Source organism: Nocardioides sp. (genome assembly GCF_050699375.1).
Lineage (GTDB): Bacteria > Actinomycetota > Actinomycetes > Propionibacteriales > Nocardioidaceae > Nocardioides.
The window spans coordinates 1-3,564 of record NZ_JBOHDN010000147.1; the positions used below are offsets into that span (position 1 = coordinate 1).

At 67.7% G+C, this 3,564-nt stretch carries 5 protein-coding genes; 3 read left to right on the forward strand and 2 right to left on the reverse strand.

Annotated features, from left to right (window positions below; all coding sequences use genetic code 11):
* Window positions 1-178: 178 nt before the first annotated feature.
* From ACRDPS_RS10685 to ACRDPS_RS10695, 3 genes are read left to right on the forward strand one after another with little or no spacing between them, the layout of a single operon-like run.
* The gene (locus tag ACRDPS_RS10685) at window positions 179-1,114 is read left to right on the forward strand and encodes an iron-containing redox enzyme family protein (protein WP_431501614.1); all 936 of its coding nucleotides are present in this window, start codon (window positions 179-181) and stop codon (window positions 1,112-1,114) included.
* Window positions 1,111-1,332 carry a CDGSH iron-sulfur domain-containing protein gene (locus tag ACRDPS_RS10690; RefSeq protein ID WP_431501615.1) on the forward strand — a complete coding sequence of 74 codons (222 nt, stop codon included), beginning with the start codon at window positions 1,111-1,113 and terminating at the stop codon, window positions 1,330-1,332. The genes ACRDPS_RS10685 and ACRDPS_RS10690 overlap by 4 nt, the downstream gene beginning before the upstream one ends.
* 12 nt (window positions 1,333-1,344) lie before the next feature.
* Complete coding sequence (locus ACRDPS_RS10695) at window positions 1,345-2,361, forward strand: DNA topoisomerase IB (RefSeq protein WP_431501616.1); 1,017 nt, start codon at window positions 1,345-1,347, stop codon at window positions 2,359-2,361.
* A 33-nt stretch (window positions 2,362-2,394) separates the two neighbouring features.
* Here the strand turns inward: ACRDPS_RS10695 and ACRDPS_RS10700 are convergent, their stop codons facing one another.
* Window positions 2,395-3,069: a DUF6766 family protein gene (locus tag ACRDPS_RS10700; protein WP_431501617.1), complete on the reverse strand. Its 675-nt coding sequence runs from the start codon at window positions 3,067-3,069 to the stop codon at window positions 2,395-2,397.
* A 96-nt stretch (window positions 3,070-3,165) separates the two neighbouring features.
* Window positions 3,166-3,564, reverse strand: a 399-nt coding sequence (locus tag ACRDPS_RS10705) for a hypothetical protein (RefSeq protein WP_431501618.1), incomplete at its 5' end; no start/stop codon positions are given.

Consider the following 3,564-nt stretch of genomic DNA (forward strand, 5'->3'; position numbering starts at 1 on the left):
AACGCGTCGAGAAGGGCATCGACCGGGTCTTCTCCCGCGGCACCGGCTCCTCGACCCAACGGAGCATTCACGATGAGGTGGGCCGGCTCGACAGAGCTGTGGTCCGGCTGGCCGAGCTCACCTGAGCATGGCGAACCCCGGCGCTGGGTACCAGGAACCCGAGGGAAGGGGAACCGAGATGGTGCCTAAACCACGTGGCGCGCTGAGCGCCTCGGTGTTCACCGCCCTGCAGAGCGGCACCACCAAGAACCTGGAGTCGGCTCCCGAGTCCGAGGAGGACTCCCAGATCGCTCTATGGGCGCTGTATGAGCTGCACTACCGCGGCTTCGACGAGGTGGAGGCCGAACTCGAGTGGGATCCGGACCTGCTGCGGCTGCGACGCGACCTGGAGCGCCCGTTCGAGGCAGAGCTGCGCCGGCGGTGGGAGCGCAGCGCGTTCCGGGACGATCCCGAGCTGGAGCTGACCGGATTGATCGACGGGTACGACGGACCGTCGTTGGCACGGTTCGTCCAGCGTGAGGCCGACCGCGAGCAAGTTCTCGAGCTCCTACGGCACCGCTCGCTCTACCACCTCAAGGAGGCTGACCCCACCAGCTGGGTCATCCCGCGCCTGAGCACCCGCCCCAAGGCCGCACTGATGGAGATCCAGTTCGACGAGTACGGAGGTGGTGACCCGAACCGGCTGCACCACCACCTGTTCCGCCGAGGGATGGAAGCGACGGGCCTGCGTACCGAGGACGCCGCGTATGTCGACGAGGCACCTGTCGAGATCCTCGCGATGAACAACGCACTGTCGCTGTTCGGACTGCACCGCAGACTCCGCGGAGCGGCGCTCGGCCACTTCGCCACCTTCGAGTCCACGAGCTCGGTGCCGGCGCGGCAGCTGGCCCAGGGACTGCGTCGCCTGGACCTTCCCGACGAGATGGCGACCTACTACGACGAGCATGTCGAGGCGGACTCCGTCCACGAGCAGATCGCGGTGCGCGACCTGTGCGGCTCGTTCCTGGACGACGAACCGAGCGAGCGTGACCAGGTGTTCCTCGGTGCCTTCACCTCTCTCGACCTGGAGGCGCGATATGCCCGCCGGCTGCTCACGAGGTGGGGCGTCTCATGACGGACTTCGAGCATCCCTCGGTCGTGCTGTGCCCGGCGGGGCCGATGCTTCTGCGCGGCGAGCACGAGATCCTGGACGCCGATGGGAATCTCCACCACACGGATCGCCCGATCACCGCGGTATGCATGTGCGGCGGGTCCGCGATCAAGCCGTGGTGCGACGGTACGCATCGGCTGCTGGCCGCGAGAGCGCGCGACAGCGACGCGACCCGCGGGTGAGAGGGGCCCTCGGTGGTTCGACTTCGCCGGGTCTCGGCGGAGCAGCCGGGATGGACCCGCCGGCGCGCGGGTCGGGGCTTCGTCTACCTCGACGACTCGGGTGCTCGGCTGCCTGACGACGCCACGGCACGGATCCGAACACTGGCCATTCCCCCGGCCTGGGAGGACGTGTGGATCTGTCCCCGTGACAACGGGCACCTTCAAGCCATCGGGACCGACGCGGCCGGCCGCCGCCAATACCTCTACCATCCCGACTGGCGGGCCAAGCGTGACCAGGAGAAGTTCGATCGGGTCCTGAAGCTCGGTGGTGTTCTTCCGGACGTACGCGAGCGGACGGAGCGGGATCTCAGCAAGATCGGCATGACCGACGCCCGAGCCGCGGCGCTCGCTGTGCGCCTGCTGGACCTGGGCTACTTCCGGATCGGCAGTGACGTCTACGCGGACGAGCATGGCGGCTTCGGCCTGACCACCCTGGAGCGCCGCCACGTCCACAAACGTGGTGACTCCTTCGTCTTCACCTTCACCGGCAAGTCCGGCGTCGACCACACGATCAGCATCGACGATCCGCTCTCGGTGGAGGCGATCTCGCATCTACGTCGCCGGCGTGCCGGGTTCGAGGAGCTCCTCGCCTACAGACGGGGCCGACGATGGCAGCGGCTGACGGCGGCCATGGTCAACGATTATGTGCGCGAGGTGAGCGGCCTGGAGGCGTCGGCGAAGGACTTCCGGACCTGGCACGCCACCGTGCTCGCGTCGCTCGCGCTCGCCGAGGACACAGACGCCGAGGGAGCGGCCCCGAAGGCCAGGAGCCGGCACAAGCAACAGGTCGCCGCGATCAAGGAGGTTGCGGAATACCTCGGAAACACGCCGGCCGTCGCCCGGAACTCCTACGTCGACCCCCGGGTGCTCGAACTGCACGAACAGGGCCACACCATCGTCCTACGTGATGGCGCGAGCAGAGACCCGCAGGAACGCCAGGCCACGGCGGAGCGCGCAGTCCTTCGGCTGTTGGCGCAAGACGATGGCTGATGGCGGCACACATCGAGCGCGCCATACCTCTCGTCAGCCTTCGATCCCGGTGGCTTCATGTGAGGAACCCACCGGCTTGCTCTCGGGCGATCCGCGTTGTCTGAGGTAGATCGCGAAGACGGCCATGGAGCCGACCGCCAGGAACTCCGACTGCCAGTTCTGAAGGGTGCGGGCCCAAAAGTCCGCGTTGGCCAGGTAGGAGGGCCACGAGATCGGGTCGCGGAGCTGCTGCAGCCTGGTCTCGTTGTACGCCGCCCACCCGGCGACCGACTGGACCAGCCAGGAGAGCAGGAAGATGGACCCCATCACGATGCCGAGGGACCTCGAGTAGAGGGCGGTCCGGAGGCCGCCGACCCGCGCCAGTCGCGGGGAATCGGGTTGGGAGTGCTCGCCTATCTTCTGCTCCTTGTCGGACTCCTGGCCGGCGCTGTGCAACGCCTTTGACTCCGGGGAGCCTCGTTGCAGCAGCCAGACTGTGAAGACGACGTAGAGCAGGAACTGGAGATACTCGCTCTGCCAGTTCTCGGTCACGTCCACGGCGAAGCTCGCCGAGGTGAGATACCGACCCAGCGAGAGCTGGTGGAGACCGTCGGCGAGCAGCTCGTCGTTCAGCTGCTGCCAGCCGGCGAACGCCTGTCCGACGAGGGCGGCCAAGAAGAGCAGTCCGAAGACGAGGCTGAGCGAGTTCTCCTTGAGGAAGCGGCGCATGGCGGACTCCCTCACACGTGCCGTAGGGCGAGGACCAACGTATAGACGAGGCCGATGCCTATGACTGCCAGATAGGTGACGTACATGACTCGCATCTCAGCCTCCGTGCACGGTGCAGTTGTAGGGCTTCGGCGCCTGCGGCGTGCAGCCGGCCGCGAGCAGCCGCCATCCGTCGGCGAACCGCGCCAGGAACAGGGTCTCGCCGCGGTAGCTCACCTGAGCCATTCCTCCGAAGACGTCGACACGGTCGATGGCGCCGGGCGCGGGCAGCTTCTCGCCGGCCAACGCGTCCGCGCAACGGCGCATGGCGGCCGCTTCGAGCTCGGAGCGTGTCTCCGGCGCCAAGAGCGCGCACGCACTATCCCAGTCCTGTGCGGAGAGCGCTGCCTGGAAGGCGCCGGCCCTCTCGCGTACGGCCTCGTCCTGCTCCGAATCGCACCCGGTGAGGATCATCGGGAGGACCAGCGCGAGCGCCGCGACCCACCATCGCATGGC

Coding starts and splice junctions, on each gene's coding strand:
- ACRDPS_RS10700 (WP_431501617.1), bottom strand. CDS start 3,069: ATGCGCCGCTTCCTCAAGGAGAACTCGCTCAGCCTCGTCTTCGGACTG.
- ACRDPS_RS10685 (WP_431501614.1), top strand. CDS start 179: ATGGTGCCTAAACCACGTGGCGCGCTGAGCGCCTCGGTGTTCACCGCC.
- ACRDPS_RS10690 (WP_431501615.1), top strand. CDS start 1,111: ATGACGGACTTCGAGCATCCCTCGGTCGTGCTGTGCCCGGCGGGGCCG.